A 19,289-nucleotide genomic window follows, 5' to 3' on the forward strand; every position below is an offset into this window, starting at 1 on the left:
ATTACCTTGACATCGAGGCGAGGACTTGGCTTGAAAAGTGGCTTGAAAATTTTAGGGGCGGGGGTTTTTTTGTTTTTTTTGGGTGGGGTGTTTTTTTTGTGTTTGTTTTTTAAGAAAAATACGGTGTCATGATAGTTCGGGGGATAATGTTGGGTGCGGAGAGATCTTTTGCTGTTGGTTGTTGGGGGGGGGTATTGGGGGGGGGGGTGGGGGTACTAATAACTTCCTAGGTGAAACGCAATATACCGCCACTGTTACACTTACGGCAAAATCAGGTTATATATTTGATGACTCGATCTCCGCAACAATAAACACCTACGATGCGATTATCACCCATAACGGCGACTCAACGGTTACTTTGTCATACACATTTCAGGCAACATTGAATAAAATTATTGAATCCATAATTATCGTTGATCAGCCCCAATTGGAATATACGCATGGTGCTTCACTTAATCTTTCTGCTCTAAAAGTAAGGCTAATATTTGATGACAAAACCCAGACAGATGTAAATTTTATAAGTTTTTCTACCTATGGAATTTCCGCAGAACCAGAGAACGGCACTCAACTTGTCTATTCGATGTATAAAGATACCGCAGTTGATGTAAAGCTGAGTAGTTTTTTGATAAAAACCAATCCATTGGAAATCAGCAAGGCAACGCCAACTGCCAACTATTTTGACTTCGGAGCCGGAACATTTACCTACGATGGTAACCCTAAAGCCGTTTCCATAACAGCGAAACAAGATGGAATGGGAAGCGTAACTGTTAAATATTATAGCGGTAACTCCACTACTACCACTCCTCCTTCCAATGCCGGAACATACATTGTAACCTTTGACGTGGCGGAAGGCGCAAACTATAATACGGCAAGCGGCTTGGAAGCTGGAACGCTAACCATTAACAAGGCAACGCCAACTGCAGATGATTTTAACATTAGCAATCTGACACAGACATTTGGCGGTATTACTCCTGTAAGCATAAGCCCCAAGCAGGGTAAATCAAATGGAAGTATTAATATTTATTATAGAAATAGTAATGGAAATCAAATAGCCGACCTCCCAACAACGATTGGTAATTATATTGTAACTTTTAACGTAACGGAATCGTCAGATGGCAACTGGAGTGCGGCAAACGGCTTGGAAGCTGGAACGCTTACTATCAATAACGCTCTTAATCAATTACAAAGCTATCTTAGCACATTAGATGAAAATGATGTTAATAGTCCCTATCCTATTAAACTGAATATTACTAATGAGAATGACCTTACAAATTTGGCAACAGTGCTTAAAAATAATCAAAATGCAAATAAATTTGTCAGTCTTGATCTTTCCGGCAGTACCATAACAAGTATTCCGTATGAAGCTTTTCAAGATTGTCAAAATCTTACAGGAGTAATTTTACCAAATAATCTGGCATCTATTTTAAGTTTCGCTTTTCAAGGTACTAGCCTTAACTCTATAACCATACCTGACAGCGTTAGCGATATTTATATATCAGCTTTTTTTGGTTGTACAACTCTTACCGAAATAAATGTTAGTACTGACAATAATAACTATACATCTGTAAACGGTGTATTGTATAATAAAAGTAAATCTACTTTAATTGCATATCCGGCAGGAAAAATAGGCGATTTTGTCATGGAAAACGAAGTTAAAATTATAGGATCGTCTGCTTTTTCCAATTGCACCAATCTTACCAATGTAATATTATCGGAAAATGTTATAACTATTAAGAGTAGTGCTTTTTACGGAACAAGTCTTAACAATATAACCATACCGAAAAATGTTGTTACTATTGGTAGTTATGCTTTTTCCGATTGTAACAATCTTGTCAGTGTAAAGTTTGAAAGTAGTATGAATGAAGGTTGGGGGGGAGAAGCTGAGACGGGTTTCTTGTCTGGCGCATTTGGTAGTACTACAGCAGGCGGATATATCGGCGATTTGCATGACAAGTACTTTGCCACAGGAGGAGGCATAGGGACTTATACCAGAGCCACCAATGGCACAGAGTGGACAAAAACCCCATAGCTAAAAATTAGGGAAATAGTTTTATAACCACGAACACCACGAACTTCTTGCACATATCTTGTCGTTGTTCGCCTTGGTTCGTGGTAATTTTTTTTGCCAATAGCAAAGAAAGCGGGAACGCAAGCCCCCGCTTTTTTTGTTGGTCGGTGAGGGGATTAATTCGCTTCCTGTTGAAGACGCTGTTTGATTTCCTCGATAGACAATCCATGCTCAAAAAGCTCAATGATCTCTTTATGTCCTTCTTCACGACCTTCCTTAAGCCCGCTTCGCCTGGCGTTTACCATTCCGCTTTGATAGTCGAGTTCACTTTTTAACAGAGTACACATACGAGCGTATTCTATCTCGTCTTGCGTGATTTTTGATAAAGTTTCTGTCGCCATCGCTATCCCTTCCTCTTGGTTGATTATCTCTATTATTTTATCCCTTTTATCCTCGTCTGTCAAATATTGAAAATACACCGCCCATAACTCGGCGTTTGTCATCTTCTTAATAGGCTTTTCGGCTATCGGTTTTGTCTTTACCAACTCAACAGTGATTATTCTGGTTTTTCCGCCAAGTGAGACATGGGTTTGGGGATCATAGTATAAAAAATTGTGTATTAGTTCTTCGTCAGGAAAAAATTGATACTTTGCCAAAATAGTAATTTGATATGTCTCCTTTAAATCGTTATAATTTTTTTCTTCCCCATGAATGTTTTGTCCGATAAATAACTTTGCCGCATGATATTCAAGTCGAACAGATTCATCCACATTAGGATTAAACGACATTTCAACGTTAATAGGCTCGCCTTTTTCCGTTTTGCAGGCTACGTCAAAACGCAGATACCGCTGCCGTAAATCGTCAACGGGCGGCTCGTTGGCGTTAATCATCTCCACTTTGACTGTACGCCCGATAAGCGAAGAAATCAGGTCTGAGAGTGCGCCTCTCGATTTTTCAGTGTCCCTAGTGAATACGGCTTTGAATACCACGTCATAGCGTATGTCCAGAACGCTCGTTCCATCCCCTAAGGGGAAAGGTCCCCACTCATATTGAGCAGGTCCTTTATTGCTTGTTTCCATAGCAAACTCCATAAAACTGGTTTGTAGTTACCATCACAAGACGGCTTAAAAACTACATACCTTATATGGGTTGAGAGTTTCATTTTGCTTGACTAAATTTGAAAATATTTTTACTTTTTTTAAGGAATTTTTACCGCTACCTGCTCTCCTCCACCCTATAGACAAAAGTCATTAAAAATGCTATCTTATCAACTCATAATATTTTTAGAGGTATTTTATGGCAAAAAAAGAAAAAAAGGTTGTTATAAAGGAAAAGGACTCTGGCAATTCGGAAATTATCAAGAAATTTAAGCAAAATCCGGGTGTTTATATAGGTTCCGTCATTGTTCTTGTCCTTGTGGTTGTTACATTTGTCGGCGGCGACTTTCTTTCGGGTGGTCGTCGTTATGTAAGAAAAGGCAATGATTTAACCTTTGGATATTACGATAAAGTCCCCATTACATGGGTTCCTGGAAATATTCTATCTCAATATTATGAAACAACTTTTAATAATTTCCGCGCTCAGGGGTATGACCCAAACGACCGTTGGGTTAATTACTATGTTTGGAAACAGGCTTATGACAGATCTGTAATACATACCGCCATCATTAACATGATGAAAAAATCTGGCTATACAGTGTCCGAAAAAGCGGTTAACAAAGTGGTTTTGCAATTATCTCAATTTCAGGACAACGGGCGTTTTTCTCTTATTCTGTACAACAGAATGACAGATTCCGCCCGTACTGCCCTTTGGCATAAAACTCAGGAAGATATTGCTATGAATGTGTTTTTCAGCGATTATTTTGGTCTTTTAATTCCCCAATCCGAGGCGAAATTTGTCGCGAATATGTCCTCGCCTACAAGAAGTTTTGATTTTGTTTCTTTTAATGTTGATGATTATCCCGATAGCGAGTATCTTGCGTATGCAAAGGAAAACGCCAAACTATTTGATTCAATACAGTTATCCAAAATTACAATATCAAGCAGTGAAAGAGAAGCGCAAAAAATTCTGGCTTCCATAAAAGACGGAACCACCACTTTTGAAGACGCCGCAAAAGCCCAATCAAAAGACAGCTACGCCGACAGGGGTGGAGATATGGGCATTAAATTTTGTTATGAAATAGATAATGAAATTTCCAAACCCGAAGATCGCGAGGCTATCTACAGTCTGGGCAAGGGAGAGTTGAGCGGAGTTATTTCAACTAACGACAGTTGGGCTTTTTTCAGGGCGGAGAGCGCGTTGACTAAAGCGGATTTTGATGATTATTCAGTAATGGAAAAAGTGCGTACTTATGTTAAAAGCTACGAAAGAGGACGCATGGAAGACTGGACTGTCGGGCAGGCAAATGAATTTATTTCCGAGTCGAAAGAAACGGGGTATGTAAATGCCGCACGCTGGAGAAACCTCAGCAGAAAGAATTTAGGACCCCTTCCGCTTAACTACGGGGGAGTTGATCTTTTTACGACTCTTGAATCATTTACCGATTCCGGTTTAAGCGCCGACGATCTTAAAGGTTTATCTCAAAATGAAATTTTCTGGAAAAGAACTTTTACAACTCCCGTAAATACTCTGTGTGAGCCGCTTGTTCAGGGAGGTAATGTATTTGTATTTATTCCGACGGAAGAAACTGTTGCCGAAGAGTCATCGATTGATGAAATTGCGTCAAACTATAAAACTCAATATGTACAACGAACATCTGATCAGTCATTACAGAAATATTTTATGAATAACGGAAAATTGACGGATCATTTTGATGATATTTATTTTAATGTTTTAAATCCCAGTAAATAACATTTATGCAGGGATTACCGTTTGTCCGAAACGGGAAGACTCTTCTTTCCGCAGTTGATCCCGCAGGGCGCGCGGAACAAGTAGCAAAAGCTGTCCCTGTAAAAGAAAGAACCATCTATTTTTGCCCATCGCCTCTATACGGCTATGGTCTTTCCTCTTTTCTTTCCCGCCTTGAAACAGAAGCGCCGGATTGCGCCGTATTATGCATAGAAGCGGATCCTGAACTTTTTACTCTCTCCATGCAAAACATTGACTCCTCCGTTGCTTCCAATAAATTGTTTTGTCTTACAAATGTTTGCGACAATGAAGGCATTTACTCTCTTGTCCGCGAAAAATGGGGCGCGCGGGCATTCCGCAGAGTTGAAATTTTACGGACCACAGGCGGCTGGCAATTATTCCCCGAAGTTTACGATTCTATTTGCGATTCGCTTCGCCGCGAAATCGCCACGGATTGGAGTAACGCCCTAACTCTTTCAAAAATGGGTCGTTTATACATTCGCAACGCCTTACGCAATCTTCCGCTTGTTTTAAAATTTCCATCCGTGCAGAATTTATCTTTTGGCGAAGCGCCCATTCTTGTCCTTGGCGCAGGTCCCTCTCTTGACGAAACCCTTAACGCTCTTGAAACTAAAAACGCCGATGTTCTTGCCTGTACCGAAAAACGTAATTTTAAAATTATCTGTGTAGATACATGCCTTGGCGCGTTAAAAGAAAGAAACATTGTCCCAGATCTTGCAGTAATTTTGGAAAGCCAGCACTGGAATATTAATGATTTTTTAACTTGCAGAGGGTGGAAAGTTAACGCGACAATAGACCTTTCTTCTCTTCCCGCTTCTGTAAATATTCTTTCAGGTGAAAATTTCCTTTTTTTTACTCCTTGGACTAAGTTAAAAATCTTTGAAAGGCTAAAAAGCACGGAGTTGTTACCCGCTGTCGTCCCTCCGCTTGGCTCCGTAGGACTTACGGCGGTAGAGTTAGCTCGGCGGCTTACAACCGGAAAAATAATCTGTGCCGGTCTTGATTTTTCATTTACCCAAGACAAGTACCATGCCCGCTCTACGCCGGGACACCGCTCCCGCCTGAACCTGCAAAGTCGTTTTAAAAGATTATTTAACCCTGTAGCGTACAATCAGTATTCAATCGCCGCCGTTTCAAAGTTGGGACTTCCAGTTTACACCAACCCCGCCATGAAAAATTACCGCGACCTTTTTGAACAAGAATTCGGCGGCGATTCGCGAATATTTGACATCGAAAGCACAGGACTCCCATTAGGAATAAAAACCCTCTCCCTCAAAGACGCGCTGGCTCTGTTGGAACAAGATAAACTTGCTCCCCCGCAAAATGTTCGTGTGGTTCGTGGTAAAAATTCAGAACTCAATTCTTTCTATAAAAACGAAAAAAACAAATTAGAAGAATTACGCAGTTTGTTAACAGGCGAAAAAGCGGCGGACAATGAGCGTCTAAACACCCTAATCGAAGAATGTGATTACCTATGGGCGCATTTCCCCGATTACGCAGGAGGCAAACGTCCGTCAATAACCGATATTTCTTTCCTAAAACGCCTCCGCGCTGAAATAGACCCCATGCTGAAATTATTCATCTTTAGCTTTTAAGACCGCTAAGAACGCGCTCTGCGGAAGCTCTACATCTCCCACCATCTTCATGCGTTTTTTGCCTTCTTTTTGTTTTTCCAGCAATTTGCGTTTGCGCGTAATGTCGCCGCCGTAGCATTTTGCAAGTACGTCCTTGCGAAGAGCATTGACTGTCTCCCGCGCTATTACATGGCTTCCAATAGAGCCTTGAATCGGTATCTTGAATTGCTGGCGAGGAATTTCGTCCCGTAACCTTTCGCAGACTTTTCTGGCGCGATCGTAGGCGTTGCCCTTGAACACAAGCTGTGAAAGAGCGTCAACAGGCTTACCATTAAGAAGAATGTCAAGTTTAGCAAGTTCCGTCGGCTTGTAGCCTGAAATATCGTAATCAAATGACGCATAACCTCGGCTGATACTTTTTAATTTGTCGTAAAAATCGAATAATACTTCGGAAAGCGGCATATCGTAAATTAATTCCACTCGTTTTTCGTCAAGGTAGGTCATGTTAGTTTGTACGCCGCGTTTTTCAAGACACAACGTCATTATGTTGCCAAGATAATCGGTAGGAGTAATTACGCTTGCGCGGATATACGGCTCTTGCGCGCCGTCAATTTTGCCTTCATCGGGGTATTCCATGGGGTTGTCAATCATGATTTCTTCGCCGCTTCTAAGATGCACCTTGTATTTTACGGACGGCGCTGTAAAAATTACCGATTGATCAAATTCGCGCTCAAGGCGTTCTTGAATAACCTCAAGGTGCAATAGCCCTAAAAAGCCGCAACGAAAACCAAAACCAAGGGCGGCGGAGGAATCTTTTTCAAAGATAAGGGAAGCGTCGTTTAGTTTTAGTTTGTCCATACTGGCGCGTAATTCTTCGTAGTCGTTTGAGTCTACGGGGTAGATAGAAGAAAAGACAACGGGTTTTACTTCGCGGAAACCGGGCAGAGCCTCAGCGCAGGGATTGTCCGCGCCTGTTACGGTGTCGCCTACTCGCACATCGCTTACAGTTTTTATGCTCGCTATTATGTAGCCTACATCTCCTGCGGAAAGCTCATCTGTTTCCACAAGTATAATTTTAAAAACGCCTGCTGTTTCCACTTCGTAAACAGAGCCGCTGGACATAAAAGTAATTTTCATTCCTTTTTTTATTTTTCCGTCAAAAAGACGCAAATGCACAACTACTCCTCGGTAGGGGTCATAGTGACAATCAAAAATAAGCGCGCGTAACGGAGCGTCCGCCTTGCCAGAAGGAGCGGGAATTCTTTGCACTATCGCCTCTAAAAGCTCGTCAATACCGATGCCTTGTCTTGCAGACGCCAAAACTGCGGTCTCAGCGTCAAGACCTAAGTCTTTATCAATTTGTTTTTTAACTCTGGGAACATCAGCCGCCTGCATATCAATCTTATTAATTACAGGCACTATCTCAAGATTGTGTTCCAGCGCAAGGTACATATTAGACAATGTCTGCGCCTGCACTCCCTGAGTCGCGTCCACCAAAAGCAAAGCGCCTTCGCAGGAGTTAATCGCGCGGCTAACCTCGTAACTAAAATCGACATGTCCGGGCGTATCTACCAAATTGAGCGTATACTCGTTGCCGTCCTTAGCCGTGTAAGGCAGAGTAACCGCCTGACTTTTAATCGTGATGCCCCTTTCCCTCTCAATATCCATATTGTCGAGTATTTGGTCTTGGAAGTTGCGGTCATCGACAAGGTTGGCTTTTTGAATGAGGCGGTCTGCAAGAGTGGACTTACCATGATCGATGTGGGCGATAATGCAAAAGTTTCGGATAAATTGAGTTTGAGCCATGTGTTACTATAGCTTTATTAGTTAAAAACCTCAAGTTAGCGAGTTTGGACATCTCATTTTTTATGTAAAAAACTATTGACAAAATTTTAAAAAAATGCCATTATCCAATATGGAAGCTAATAATAATTTTAAAGAAGGCTTGTCTTACGACGATGTCCTTCTCCTGCCGGAATACTCGGATATCCTTCCTAAGGATTGCGATGTAAAGACCGTACTTTGCGACGGAATTAATCTGAATATACCTATTATCTCCGCCGCAATGGATACAGTTACGGAAGAAAAACTTGCCATAACTATCGCTCTTGAGGGCGGCGCGGGCGTAATTCACCGCAACCTTAAGCCCGAAGAACAAGCTCATCAGGTGGCAAATGTAAAACGTTTCTTAAATTGGATTATAGAGTCGCCTATAACCGTCCCGCATGACGCTCATGTGCGCGATGTAAGGGCTTTGATTAAAACTTTCGGCGTATCGGGCTTGCCTGTCGTTAACAGCGAAGGAAAATTAAAAGGAATAATCACAAACCGCGACCTGCGTTTTTGCAAAGACGATTCCCTGCCCGTTGTAGACGTGATGACCGAGGAAGTTGTCGTTGTTACAGGCGAGCCGACTGTCGATAAGGCGCGCGATAAATTTAACGAATTCCGCATCGAAAAACTTCCTGTTATAGACGGCGAAGGAAAATTAACAGGGCTTATAACCGTAACTGATATGGAAAAACATCAAAATTTCCCAAACGCCGCGACGGATAAATCGGGCAGACTTGTAGTCGGGGCGGCAATTTCTCCGCAGGACTATATGATACGGCTTCCATTGCTTAAAAAAGCAAAAGTTGATTTTGTCGTTCTTGATACGGCACACGGCGATTCAAAAAATGTAATGGACGCTATACGTCAAATTAAAAAAGATTACGACATACCCGTCATAGGCGGCAATGTCGCTACCAAAGAGGGAACAAAAAAATTAATCGCCGCCGGAGCGGACGCGGTAAAAGTCGGCATAGGACCTGGTTCTATCTGCACAACGCGAGTTGTCGCCGGTATTGGCGTTCCGCAGTTTACCGCTGTTTTGGATTGCGCCGAAGAAGCGTCAAAGTCAAAGATTCCGATAATCGCGGACGGCGGTATTAAGTTTTCGGGAGACATAACAAAAGCGATAGGCGCGGGAGCAAGCGTTGTAATGATAGGCAACTTATTCGCCGGATTAAAAGAAGCGCCGGGAAACGAGATTATTTTTGACGGAAGAATTTACAAAGAATACCGAGGAATGGGCAGTATGGGTGCGATAGCGGACGGCGCAGGAGACCGATACCAAATTGGCAAAGACGAAGAACCCGTGCCGGAAGGAATCGAAGGACGCGTCCCATACAAAGGCGAGCTTCGCACTTACATGAACCAACTTATCGCCGGACTAAGAAAAGGCATGGGCTACTGCGGGTGTAAAAATATCGCAGAACTTAACAAATACAAGAAGTTTATTAAAATAACGGCGGCTGGTTTAAGAGAAAGCCACCCGCACGATATTACAATAACACAGGAAGCCCCAAATTATTCGCGATCTTGATTTATTGTACAAAAAAGTCTGCACTCCCGACTTTATAAAGGACGATCCTGTTCAATTTCCGCGCCGTTTCAAAAAACGCGAGGATATAGAAATAGCCGCGTTTTTGTCCGCGACAATCGCATGGGGACGGCGCGACATTATTATTCGCTCAGCGGAAAAAATGTTCACGTTAATGGACTGGAAACCCTACGATTTTGTTACTTCGGGCGAATTTAAAAAATTAAAAAATAAAAATATTCACCGCACTTTTTTTGAAAGCAACTTAAAATATTTTTGCAAAGGTTTAAAAAATATTTACGATAAATATAGAAATATTGAAAACCTGTTTTTGTCGCAGAATAAAAAAGGCTCAAACGAACAATGTAACGTATGGAAAGGTTTTTATCTGTTTCGTGAGGAGATGGCAAAAGCAAACAAGGGCGAGTACTCTATTCATGTTTCCAACGCGGGGGAAGAAGATAAAAACGGCTCCGCTTGTAAAAAGTTTAACCTTGCCCTGCGCTGGCTTGTGCGCGAAGGACCCGTAGATTTAGGTTTATGGAAAAAAATAAAACCCAGCGCTCTTTACATTCCGCTTGATGTTCATGTCGCGCGGACAGCTAGGAAGATGGGTCTTTTGGAGCGAAAATCCAACGATAAAAAAACTGTGATTATGCTGACTGAAAAACTACGCGAGTTCTGTCCGCAAGACCCTGTTAAGTATGATTTCGCCTTGTTCGGAGCTGTCTGACCACATAAAAATAAATTTAAAAAAATAAAAAAACTGCCTTGTATTTTGTAATACTGATTTATTTTTACTTTTTTCACTTTTCATTTTTATGTGGTCAGATTAACGTTCGCCTAAAAGCATTTTAAGTTCTTGTATGTCGCTGATTATCTTGCTACGCGGTAATTTTTGGAAACGAGACGGAAGCATTTCCTTGGACGTACATTCCAGAACAGCGACCAGATTTTGCAGTTCAACTTCGTGCGGATAGGCGGCGGGAACAAAGTCGTTCATCGCTTCTTCCATGTCTTCGCGTTTTACATAGATACGATCCGCCATTGCCGCGATAAGTTTCGCGCGAACAAGAACCGCTTCTAAATCAGCGCCTGAATATTCGTAGTCGTACTTTTTAAAAAGATCCGAAACCGAAAAATTGCGAATGTCTAAGTCAAGTTTACGCACCAATGTATCAAAAAGGTCTTCCCTGTCTTTTTTTGATTCAGGATAAAAAAGAGCAAGATGTTCTTCGGCGCGTCCCTGCCGTTTAAGGTCAATCGGTATTAAGTCGGGGCGGCATGTAATTAGGAACCAGATAATTTTGCCGCGATATTCCGTATTGCCCATAAAAGAGGCTATCTGCGCAAACACGCGGTTGCTTGTGCCTGAATCCCCTTCCTGAGAGCGGTCTCCAAGGAAAGCGTCGGCTTCGTCTATCATCACTCCTACGGGAGACATCGCCGTAAGAATATTTAAAACTCTTTCAAGATTCGATTCAGTTTCGCCCTGCCACTTGGTGCGGAAGTTGCGGAACTTCACCATTGGAATTCCAATTTCGCCCGCGAAGGCGCTAACCATAAAACTTTTACCAGTTCCTACGGGACCGGCAATCAAATAGCCCATCGGCAATACGTCGGGGCGACCTTTTTTTATCGCTTTTGCGGCGTTCTTAAACCGCTTCTTTACAAAATCATGCCCCGACACATGGGAAAGGTCATAAGACGTTTCCATAAATTCCAAAAGACCGCCTGCTCCATTCTCGATTATTTCTTTCTTCTTCTGCCGCATAAAATCAAGCGATATTGGTTTTTCGCTTTCAAAACTTTCAGCTGCAAGGCGGTACAGGTTCATCAGGTTAAGACCGGAAGTAATCGAGGCAAGCTTATCGGGAGTTAAACCGCGTTCAAGTAAAAGGCGACCCTTTTCTTCTTCCGATCTTAAAAAACTTTCCCTTATTTTCGCGCTTGGAAACGGAACGCTAATTTTTACAATGGCGGGAGAACTTGTAAGACGAGATGAAATATCGGACAGATTTTCAGTCAGCAGAATAATCGATATATCGCCCCTGATAAATTTAGGGTCGGTCGCCCAGCGGTTAAAGGTAACCATGCAGTAACGGTCTCTGTCGGACAGGCGGATTAAATCCCCCGCCGGAACAATATGCTCGGCAAAGTCCACTATTAAAACTTTTCTGCCTTTATTTTTTTTATCTTCTTGTATTTGCGAAAGAAAATATTTTTCAAGATACGGAAAACAACGCTCAGGGTCATTTGAAACAAAATCGCCTGAATCAAAATCGGAGCTTACGGCAAACTGCGGGGCGGCGGCAAGGTAATTTTTTTCCATGTGTGGCTCGCAAAAAGTCAGTCCCCTTGAACTGTCATAAAACGCGATTATTTTTTGGTTGCCGAATAAAATTTCAGAGATATAATCCTGTACTCTTTTAAAAGCAAACTCGCCTTCTTTTTTTTCGTGAGGAAGAAAATCCCTTATGTTTCCGTGTAAAATATATACATTCGCTGTTTTGGAACGATATTTATTCGCAAGCTCTTCCGCCCAAGCCGGCAAAACTTTTATTATCTCATCATAATTATATATATATTGATCGGACATCTCCCCCCCCATTTATCCCCAATATATATTTTATATAATCTTTACTTTTTTGGCAATAATTGATTTAAATAATCTGACAATAAATCCTTGTATTCCTCGTTTATTTTCCGTTCCGCCGCCATATACGCGCGATTTTCCGCTTCCGAGGCGGTAATATGCCCCTCTCGGCTGTTAAAATTGTAAGGCAGTAATACCGATTTTACGCTTGTATCGGTCAAATTTGCGCCAAGCTCTATGCGGGCGAATTTATTGTTATTGTTGGGTAAATCGACGGGAGAGACTGTAATATCAACATTAAGAACATAGCGCGAATTATTCCCGCCGCTTCTAAAGCCAATGTCGGAAAGCGCTTTTGCGAACGCGCCCTGAATTCTTCCGGCTTTATCGTTTTTTACAATTATGCCGACTGGAATTGTTTTAGTTATATTTTGCGCCTCAAGCCTGTAATTGTCGCCCTTTACAACTCCTGCGGGAACAGGAGCGCCTATCACTTGCAAAACATTCCCATAGGCGACATTGATGTCAGCCACAGTAGCGGCAAATTGATAGCGGGAAAATCCTTCCAGCGAATATTTTTCAGTATCTTTCATGTTGACAAGATTGGCAATCATATTCTGATTTGCTTTTATCAGATCGCTGTATATTTGGGCAGTTCTTGCTTTTTCCATAACAGCTACGGCGTAGTGGGTGCTTCTTGAATCAAACCAAACTTCTTTTACTTCCGCTCCGATAAGCGTATCCATGGAAGCGGTTATATTTATTGTATTTTGCATGGCGGTATTATCTGTCCAACTTGATGTAACGCCGTTTTTAACCGCTTCCTGATATGTATTTGTAATTGTCTGGTCAGCTTTTATGGATTGACCAAAAATAGCGGCAAGATTGGCAAGCGCGTTTTTTTCCGCCATATCGCGGTTAGAAGCATTCCCCACTGCGGCTACATACTGGGAACTGTCATAAATAGAATCAACGTTATCAACCCATGCTGGTTTGCTTTTACTGTGATTTATCGCAGGTTGTTGTTTAGTTGAAGAAACATTTTGTTCTTTTTGCTGTTGTTGAGGCACAGGCGCGCTTGGAACGTCAGCTGGACGCCCCCCAACCTGCTCATCAAGCCTTCCAAGAGCTGAATTTGCCGCGGCTCTCGCATCAGTGGCGGAAGCGCCAGAAGGCGAACTTTTACAAGAACCTAAAACTAAAAGCGATAAACATAACAGCAAACAAAGCAGGTTGATTTTCTTTAACATAATTATATTCCCCTCTTAAATTTACACCCTCATCACAAAATGACGAGGGTGCTGTTTTGCATCTAAACTAAAAATTAATTGTTAACCTGTAAAGGTTTCTCGTTTTTGGAAAGCTGAGTGTCCAACATTTGGAGAGCCTGCTGCGCCTTAAATTGGGCGTATGCCGCCTCTTCGTTTTTCAAAATACTGGATACCTTGTCCTTCGCGTCGGATTTTTTCATTTCCACCAGATACCACCATGTACCATCTGAAGCCTTCCAGCGTTTGATTGGCTTTGCGCCTGAAATATCAACATCGGTAATCTGACGGCTTACATCTTCCTGCAGAGAAGTATTAGCCTGATTTTTTACATTACCGGCATCAAGGTTATAATCTGTAAACATCGCCTGTACTTTTGTTTCAAGTTGACGGGCAATAGCGACTCTGGCACGGGCTTCCGCTGTGGACATCGACATTGATTCAGACGACTGTTTTGCGCTCCCTATTCCCCAAATAACATCATCAGGTGGAAAATCATTTAACCATTCCGGCGTATTTGGCGGCACAGACGGGGCAGCCGGTTTTGAAGCGCATCCTGCCAAAGAAAAAACAACTGCCAAAACCAAGAGAATTAAACTAATTTTTTTCATATTATGAACTCCTTTCGCATTTTTAAAAAGGCATACGCCCTTATTGGGATAATATATCACAAACTGTTATTTTTTTCAAGGTATTATTATACCTTTTACCCTGATAAAAACTTCAAATGTCTATTTAAATAATGACAATACACCCGCCACCGCAACAAGCACTCCTAGCAAAATAAGACCATCACGAACAATAGGATCTATAGGCTTACGAATATTATTACTCTCTATGGCTTTATTAGCGTTAGCATCGTAACCCCACACATTCTTGAGGAAAAAGACTCCCCCCCACCCTAGAAATTAAGGTATATGTGCCTCCTTTTCTTCCATTTTTGTCATAAGCCATACGAAATGAAGTATCTATGCCACTATTAAGATAAAAATTACCAAATGGATTATCATACATAGAAACATTTGCCCCTATTGTAATTTTGATTATTTCTCTTTTCTCTTGGGTGGAATTTCTCTGGTCTGTTTGTTTAAACGCCCCTTCGCCAATATAAGTAACACTATTAGGAATGATTACGCTGGTTAATCCGTTGTAAGCAAACGCCTCTTTACCAATGTAAGTAACACTACTGGGAATAGTTACTTCTGACAAATGGTTGTTCTTAAACGCTTCAGCACCGATAGAAATAACCGGATCACCCCATACATAATTTGGAAGTTTTACGTTATGCCAATTGTTATGATCAGGTCTTTGCTTATACCCCTGCAACTCTCCCTTTGAAAACTTGTATAGATCATACGCATTAAATTCGTCTTTGTTGCTTACTCGTATTTGCAGAACCCTGTTTCGGGCGGCGGTCTCGGCATCTGTTCCGTTGACGGTTACTATCCTTATGGTCATGCGGTCGGTTATATCATTCGCATTTACATTTTGGAAACTTACTGTTTTGCGATCATCTGCGTTTACATTAACAACAGGACGTCCGCTCCAGTTTAACGCCCATGAACCCCCAGTCAGCAAAGTCTGTCTGCCTATTACTTTGTTCTGACTATTCAACAATTCAAAAACTACTGCAAAATTCTGCCGCCGTTCCGCAAAAACATTCAAGTTTGTAACGCCCTTTTGGGGCCAGCTTGCCAGTTGCCATGCATCCTTTCTTTGGGTCGCATTCAGTCCGTCGTAAATTGTCTGTAACGCGTGTTCTATCGAAACTGTCCATATACCACTACCGTGCAGATGAGTCTCAATGCCGCCAATAACAACGGTTTCGTTCTTATAATCGGTTTGCCCAACTTGCTTAATATAGGTTGTATAAAACAGGGTGTAAGGCATAGACTCCCTTTTATTAAAACTGTCAAAAAACTGTTCCGTTTCAGTAAGCCGCGCAACCCAATCCTTCCGCCATTGTATGTCATTGCGGATATTGTCGCCGATTTTTCCGCTTGAAATACTGGCGTTAAGTGTCGAAGAACGTCTTACCGCTTCCAACAGTGCTGGATCATAAGCGGCTGCCTGAAAATAGTAGCTCAATGCGGCAACTTCTGTTCCTTGCCGTTGGGCGGTAATGCCTTGGGCAAGCGCGGTCTGCGCGTTCACATGGTTTAATTCCGCCCCTGCAGTAAGTTCTTCACGCGCTTTTGCCGTCAGCGTTACGCCCATTTTTTGAAGCAAATCTATCGAAGCTCGTCTTATGCCTGTCAGGTTATCCAGTTCGGCAAAGGTAAATGTTCCAGAATACGAGGCGGCGGTCATTTTACCATCGGTTTTAATAATATTAATTTGCAAAGCGTAGCCGGTTGCAGTTCTGGTAATGCTACCAGTTTGAATATAATCAGTTTCTTTCAGATGACCCAAATCAAGTCCCGCATTATCGTTATAATACCCTGATAATTGTTCAGCATACACTTCGTCAAGCCGTTGCCGATCAAGTACTGAAATGGCGGAGTATCCTGAAAAATTACTGACTAACTCGCCTTGCACCAATGAAGGAAGATAACCTTGATTTTCCTCCAGACCCGTTGCCTTTGGCACAAGAATGGCAAGGCTCTTTCCTTTACCTCCGTCCCCCGTCCAGTATTCATTCGATGTTTGCGCTTGTGTGGTCTGTTGTTGAGTATTAGATTTGGCGTTATAACTTTGCCACGGCATAACAAAGCGCAGTCCCTTGCCGTCGCCATAAGTCAATCTTATCGGTGTAATCTGCACATAGGATGCTTGCATAGGCATAGTACTGCAACCAATTAATGATAACATTAATACCACGCTGATACATCTTGACAACATTCTCATAAAAAACTCCTAAAAACTGATGGGAATATCAAATACCATCTTTAATTATTAGTATTAATATATTTTACAAACTTCATATCTTATTGTCAATAAAAATAGGAAAATAGTCAAATTATTTACTATTTGTTAATTGATATTATAACTATCAAGTAGGAAATGCAATTAAAATATAACTATAAGAGAGGTAAATGACCGATTTAAGAAAGGTGCTTGCTTTTAACATGAAAATGCACCGTAAAAAACTGGGGCTATCGCAGGCAAAACTGGCAAAATTGATAGACGTATCCGACAATCACATTGCGTTAATAGAAACGGGCAGACGTTTCCCCTCAATATCAACCCTTGAACAGTTGGCAACCGCCATGAATATCGACACTCTCGAACTTTTTTCCATAAAAACCATCGAATCCTCCCAAAAAAAAGAGCTAAAAAACTCAATTTTAACAGATATTGACAAAATTTTGAGCTTACGGCTTCTTGATTAGCGGCTTAATCCACCTTGACTCAATAAAAAAAATGTGATACACTAGTGATACACCATTAAATAAGGAGATATTATGCCTACCTTGAAGCCTAGAATAAACATTACAGTTCCGGGAGAAATAGCCGGAATACTAAATAAGACAGCCAAGCAGAATAAAAAAACTGTTTCAAAAGTAGCTTTGGAACTTATTGAATGGGCTATTGAAGAAAGAGAAGATATTTATTTTTCCAAAATTGCGGACAAAAGGATGATTAGTCCGAAGTGGGTCAATGACAGTGAAAATATCTGGAAATAAATATGGCGTACCAGATTAAATTTGAACAGCGTGTCATAGACGAAGACCTGCCGTTGATCCCAATGCCGTATAAAGAGCAAATAAAAAAAGCAATAAGAGAAAGATTGACTGCGGAACCTGTAAAACTTGGAAAACCTTTAAGATACTCCCTTATTGGCTTTCGCCGTTTAAGAGTAGGAGATTGGAGAATCATCTATAGGATAAACGGCGAAGTTGTGGAAATAGTCAAAATCGGAAACAGAAAAGACATATATGAAGAATGATTTTTAGTTTGCGGTTAAAACTTCACACTTTTAAATCTTGGCACACGATAGGGTAATGTGTCATTTTTATTAAACTTCAATACCTCTACATTGGCAATTCGCTGTTCCGGGCTTGGGTGGGTGGAATAAAGACCGCCGGTTGATGAACCTTTCACGCTCTGTAAAACTTTCAGCATATCTTTGAGCGCGCCGGGATCGTAGCCTGCCCTCGCAAGCAGAACTACAGCTTCAAGATCTGCGTCAAATTCCTGGCGTTGGGAATAACCGCTCCTCATAAGTACATCTACGTACTTTGTTACTATGGAATCGCGAAACGAGGCGGCGCGAGCGGCTTCGGCGGATTGTTTTGCGGCAGTGCTTGCCGCCCAATCCGCTATGGCGGACAACTCATTTTCTTCTTTGGTTTCGTTTATAATATTTATTCCATGCCTTAACACAATATGCGCAAGTTCATGCGCTATTACCGCCGCCAACATATCTTCGGAAGTTGTCGATTCCGCCAATTTTTTTGTGATAAATATGTGTCCGCCGGGAGTAGCAAAAGCGTTAAATTCGTTGCTGTCAAGAATCATTACAAAATAGCCGTTGTAAGGAGCGGGGTAATCGGAATTGATCACAAGTGCCTGACAAATATTGTTTACATACAAAGTCAGTTCCGTATTGTCGTATAAGTTATAAGATGACAGAATATTCGCGGCTACTGCGCGTCCAAGATAATATGCGTCCAAAGAAGAAAAACCGTCGTCAGTTGAACTTGCCGCCGTTTGAGAAAAAGCAAAAACGCCGAGACAAAGTATCACTGTAAATAAAAATAAACGCCTCATATCAGAAATATACAGCTTTTCTTTAAAAAAGCAAGTAGTCTAATTTGATTTTTTGCGGTTTTTGTATACTTGCGTTTCTGAAATACCAAACAGGGAAAAATGTATATAGACATAAAAAAAAGAATTTATTACAATCAAAAATATGAAAATTGCAAATAATATTACCGAATTAATTGGCAATACGCCATTGGTAAAAATCAGTAAAATAAATCCATACGAGGCAGAAATTGTAGCTAAACTTGAAATGTTTAACCCTCTTTCAAGCGTTAAGGACAGGATAGGTTTAGCAATGATAGAGGACGCGGAAAAACGCGGCGCGATTAAAGCGGGCGATGTTTTAATTGAACCTACAAGCGGTAATACGGGCATTGGACTTGCTTATGTCTGCGCGGTTAGGGGTTATCATCTTATTCTGACAATGCCGGAAACAATGAGTATTGAACGCAGAAAAATACTCACGGCTCTTGGCGCGGAGATTGTGCTGACAAAGGCTTTTGACGGCATGGAAGGCGCGGTTAACAAGGCGAAAGAACTTGCGGCTACAATACCAAACTCTTTTATACCTCAACAATTTGATAATCCCGCGAACCCTGAGATTCACCGCCAAACAACGGCGCAGGAAATTTTACGCGACACTGACGGACAAGTAGATATTTTTGTCGCGGGCGTCGGCACTGGCGGTACTCTTACCGGCGTAGGCGAAGTTTTAAAAAAACATAATCCTAATGTTAAAATTATTGCCGTTGAACCTTTTAAATCGCAGGTGCTTGCGGGCGGACAAGCATCTCCGCACCCAATACAGGGAATTGGCGCGGGATTTATCCCAAGTATTTTAAACCGCAGTTTAATAGATGAAATTTTAGCGGTAACGGCTGAGGACGCAAGCGACATAGCGCAT

16 protein-coding genes are annotated in these 19,289 nt (G+C 41.7%); 9 read left to right on the forward strand and 7 right to left on the reverse strand.

The genetic code is table 11. From position 1 onward, the window contains the following. Nucleotides 1-181: 181 nt before the first annotated feature. Entirely contained in the window at nucleotides 182-2,029 is a 1,848-nt protein-coding gene (locus ACYVTD_RS05015) for a leucine-rich repeat protein (RefSeq protein ID WP_461246691.1), read from the forward strand. Between the two features lie 155 nt (nucleotides 2,030-2,184). Here the strand turns inward: ACYVTD_RS05015 and ACYVTD_RS05020 are convergent, their stop codons facing one another. Next, complete coding sequence (locus ACYVTD_RS05020; RefSeq protein WP_461246692.1) at nucleotides 2,185-3,087, reverse strand: PD-(D/E)XK nuclease family transposase; 903 nt, start codon at nucleotides 3,085-3,087, stop codon at nucleotides 2,185-2,187. A gap of 217 nt (nucleotides 3,088-3,304) precedes the next feature. On the opposite strand from ACYVTD_RS05020, the gene ACYVTD_RS05025 reads away from it, so the two are divergent. Together ACYVTD_RS05025 and ACYVTD_RS05030 are read left to right on the forward strand one after the other, a co-directional pair. Next, entirely contained in the window at nucleotides 3,305-4,858 is a 1,554-nt protein-coding gene (locus ACYVTD_RS05025) for a peptidylprolyl isomerase (protein WP_461246693.1), read from the forward strand. Between the two features lie 5 nt (nucleotides 4,859-4,863). Next, complete coding sequence (locus ACYVTD_RS05030) at nucleotides 4,864-6,471, forward strand: 6-hydroxymethylpterin diphosphokinase MptE-like protein (protein ID WP_461246694.1); 1,608 nt, start codon at nucleotides 4,864-4,866, stop codon at nucleotides 6,469-6,471. Here ACYVTD_RS05030 and lepA read toward each other — a convergent pair. Then, nucleotides 6,451-8,256: a translation elongation factor 4 gene (gene lepA / locus ACYVTD_RS05035; RefSeq protein ID WP_461246695.1), complete on the reverse strand. Its 1,806-nt coding sequence runs from the start codon at nucleotides 8,254-8,256 to the stop codon at nucleotides 6,451-6,453. The genes ACYVTD_RS05030 and lepA overlap by 21 nt on opposite strands. 94 nt (nucleotides 8,257-8,350) lie before the next feature. Between lepA and guaB the strand changes: the two genes are divergently transcribed. Together guaB and ACYVTD_RS05045 are read left to right on the forward strand one after the other, a co-directional pair. Then, nucleotides 8,351-9,817 carry an IMP dehydrogenase gene (guaB, locus tag ACYVTD_RS05040; RefSeq protein ID WP_461246696.1) on the forward strand — a complete coding sequence of 489 codons (1,467 nt, stop codon included), beginning with the start codon at nucleotides 8,351-8,353 and terminating at the stop codon, nucleotides 9,815-9,817. A gap of 4 nt (nucleotides 9,818-9,821) precedes the next feature. Beyond that, nucleotides 9,822-10,547: a TIGR02757 family protein gene (locus ACYVTD_RS05045; protein ID WP_461246697.1), complete on the forward strand. Its 726-nt coding sequence runs from the start codon at nucleotides 9,822-9,824 to the stop codon at nucleotides 10,545-10,547. A gap of 99 nt (nucleotides 10,548-10,646) precedes the next feature. Here ACYVTD_RS05045 and ACYVTD_RS05050 read toward each other — a convergent pair whose 3' ends face one another. The 4 genes from ACYVTD_RS05050 to ACYVTD_RS05065 all read right to left on the reverse strand — a co-directional run bounded on the left by ACYVTD_RS05050 (nucleotide 10,647) and on the right by ACYVTD_RS05065 (nucleotide 16,525). Beyond that, nucleotides 10,647-12,413, reverse strand: coding sequence for an ATP-binding protein (locus tag ACYVTD_RS05050; RefSeq protein WP_461246698.1), 1,767 nt, complete (start codon nucleotides 12,411-12,413; stop codon nucleotides 10,647-10,649). Nucleotides 12,414-12,454: 41 nt separating this feature from the next. After that, entirely contained in the window at nucleotides 12,455-13,660 is a 1,206-nt protein-coding gene (locus ACYVTD_RS05055; protein ID WP_461246699.1) for an LPP20 family lipoprotein, read from the reverse strand. A 74-nt stretch (nucleotides 13,661-13,734) separates the two neighbouring features. Then, nucleotides 13,735-14,289 (reverse strand): LPP20 family lipoprotein, encoded by a 555-nt coding sequence (locus ACYVTD_RS05060; RefSeq protein WP_461246700.1) that lies wholly within the window; start codon nucleotides 14,287-14,289, stop codon nucleotides 13,735-13,737. Between the two features lie 241 nt (nucleotides 14,290-14,530). Beyond that, nucleotides 14,531-16,525: a leucine-rich repeat domain-containing protein gene (locus ACYVTD_RS05065; protein WP_461246701.1), complete on the reverse strand. Its 1,995-nt coding sequence runs from the start codon at nucleotides 16,523-16,525 to the stop codon at nucleotides 14,531-14,533. Between the two features lie 188 nt (nucleotides 16,526-16,713). Here ACYVTD_RS05065 and ACYVTD_RS05070 point away from each other — a divergent pair, with 188 nt between their 5' ends. The 3 genes from ACYVTD_RS05070 to ACYVTD_RS05080 all read left to right on the forward strand — a co-directional run bounded on the left by ACYVTD_RS05070 (nucleotide 16,714) and on the right by ACYVTD_RS05080 (nucleotide 17,567). After that, entirely contained in the window at nucleotides 16,714-17,010 is a 297-nt protein-coding gene (locus tag ACYVTD_RS05070) for a helix-turn-helix domain-containing protein (protein WP_461246702.1), read from the forward strand. 72 nt (nucleotides 17,011-17,082) lie between these two features. After that, the gene (locus ACYVTD_RS05075; protein WP_461246703.1) at nucleotides 17,083-17,304 is read left to right on the forward strand and encodes a hypothetical protein; all 222 of its coding nucleotides are present in this window, start codon (nucleotides 17,083-17,085) and stop codon (nucleotides 17,302-17,304) included. Nucleotides 17,305-17,306: 2 nt separating this feature from the next. Beyond that, a complete protein-coding gene (locus ACYVTD_RS05080) occupies nucleotides 17,307-17,567 on the forward strand; it encodes a type II toxin-antitoxin system RelE family toxin (RefSeq protein WP_461246704.1) in 261 nt (86 codons plus the stop codon). A gap of 14 nt (nucleotides 17,568-17,581) precedes the next feature. On the opposite strand, the gene ACYVTD_RS05085 is transcribed toward ACYVTD_RS05080, so the two are convergent. Then, nucleotides 17,582-18,391: a M48 family metalloprotease gene (locus ACYVTD_RS05085; RefSeq protein WP_461246705.1), complete on the reverse strand. Its 810-nt coding sequence runs from the start codon at nucleotides 18,389-18,391 to the stop codon at nucleotides 17,582-17,584. A 142-nt stretch (nucleotides 18,392-18,533) separates the two neighbouring features. Here ACYVTD_RS05085 and cysK point away from each other — a divergent pair. Further along, nucleotides 18,534-19,289 (forward strand): cysteine synthase A (cysK, locus tag ACYVTD_RS05090; protein ID WP_461246706.1); only part of this gene is annotated, 756 nt, incomplete at its 3' end.

It is taken from the genome of Treponema sp. R6D11, assembly GCF_054786075.1.

Excerpts from the sequence above, each read along its gene's own strand:
- ACYVTD_RS05020 (WP_461246692.1), bottom strand. The coding sequence starts at position 3,087 with ATGGAAACAAGCAATAAAGGACCTGCTCAATATGAGTGGGGACCTTTC.
- ACYVTD_RS05025 (WP_461246693.1), top strand. The coding sequence starts at position 3,305 with ATGGCAAAAAAAGAAAAAAAGGTTGTTATAAAGGAAAAGGACTCTGGC.
- ACYVTD_RS05030 (WP_461246694.1), top strand. The coding sequence starts at position 4,864 with ATGCAGGGATTACCGTTTGTCCGAAACGGGAAGACTCTTCTTTCCGCA.
- lepA (WP_461246695.1), bottom strand. The coding sequence starts at position 8,256 with ATGGCTCAAACTCAATTTATCCGAAACTTTTGCATTATCGCCCACATC.
- guaB (WP_461246696.1), top strand. The coding sequence starts at position 8,351 with ATGCCATTATCCAATATGGAAGCTAATAATAATTTTAAAGAAGGCTTG.
- ACYVTD_RS05050 (WP_461246698.1), bottom strand. The coding sequence starts at position 12,413 with ATGTCCGATCAATATATATATAATTATGATGAGATAATAAAAGTTTTG.
- ACYVTD_RS05055 (WP_461246699.1), bottom strand. The coding sequence starts at position 13,660 with ATGTTAAAGAAAATCAACCTGCTTTGTTTGCTGTTATGTTTATCGCTT.
- ACYVTD_RS05060 (WP_461246700.1), bottom strand. The coding sequence starts at position 14,289 with ATGAAAAAAATTAGTTTAATTCTCTTGGTTTTGGCAGTTGTTTTTTCT.
- ACYVTD_RS05065 (WP_461246701.1), bottom strand. The coding sequence starts at position 16,525 with ATGAGAATGTTGTCAAGATGTATCAGCGTGGTATTAATGTTATCATTA.
- ACYVTD_RS05070 (WP_461246702.1), top strand. The coding sequence starts at position 16,714 with ATGACCGATTTAAGAAAGGTGCTTGCTTTTAACATGAAAATGCACCGT.
- ACYVTD_RS05075 (WP_461246703.1), top strand. The coding sequence starts at position 17,083 with ATGCCTACCTTGAAGCCTAGAATAAACATTACAGTTCCGGGAGAAATA.
- ACYVTD_RS05080 (WP_461246704.1), top strand. The coding sequence starts at position 17,307 with ATGGCGTACCAGATTAAATTTGAACAGCGTGTCATAGACGAAGACCTG.
- ACYVTD_RS05085 (WP_461246705.1), bottom strand. The coding sequence starts at position 18,391 with ATGAGGCGTTTATTTTTATTTACAGTGATACTTTGTCTCGGCGTTTTT.